Annotated in this window: 4 tRNA genes; all 4 read left to right on the top strand. The window is 50.1% G+C overall.

Annotated features, from left to right (window positions below):
• Positions 1-15: 15 nt before the first annotated feature.
• The 4 genes from VF726_RS31545 to VF726_RS31530 all read left to right on the top strand — a co-directional run bounded on the left by VF726_RS31545 (position 16) and on the right by VF726_RS31530 (position 424).
• Positions 16-98 (top strand) — tRNA-Leu (locus VF726_RS31545).
• A 97-nt stretch (positions 99-195) separates the two neighbouring features.
• Positions 196-272 (top strand) — tRNA-Arg (locus VF726_RS31540).
• Positions 273-275: 3 nt separating this feature from the next.
• A tRNA-Pro gene (locus VF726_RS31535) sits at positions 276-352 on the top strand.
• Between the two features lies 1 nt (position 353).
• Positions 354-424 (top strand) — tRNA-Gly (locus VF726_RS31530).
• Positions 425-427: the final 3 nt, after the last annotated feature.

Raw genomic sequence — 427 nt, 5'->3', positions numbered from 1 at the left:
TTTTGTTTTTTCCGCGCGGTCGTGGCGGAACGGCAGACGCGCTAGGTTGAGGGCCTAGTGGGGGAAACCCCGTGGAGGTTCAAGTCCTCTCGGCCGCATCAAAAAATCTTTTGAAAAAGTACTTGCATTAAAAAATGAAGTATGATAAGATAATTGAGTCGCCAAAATACAACGACGAAAAAACATCATGAATAAGCGCCCGTAGCTCAATTGGATAGAGCGTTTGACTACGGATCAAGAGGTTAGGGGTTCGACTCCTCTCGGGCGCGCCATAACGGGAAGTGGCTCAGCTTGGTAGAGCACCTGGTTTGGGACCAGGGGGTCGCAGGTTCAAATCCTGTCTTCCCGACCACGCGGGTGTAGTTTAGTGGTAAAACAAGAGCCTTCCAAGCTCTGGTCGAGAGTTCGATTCTCTTCACCCGCTTTT

The sequence above is a fragment of the Bacillus sp. Brlt_9 genome, from assembly GCF_051948935.1.
In the GTDB taxonomy this organism is placed as follows: Bacteria; Bacillota; Bacilli; order Bacillales; family Bacillaceae_G; genus Bacillus_A.
This window is presented reverse-complemented; position numbering and strand designations above follow the sequence as displayed.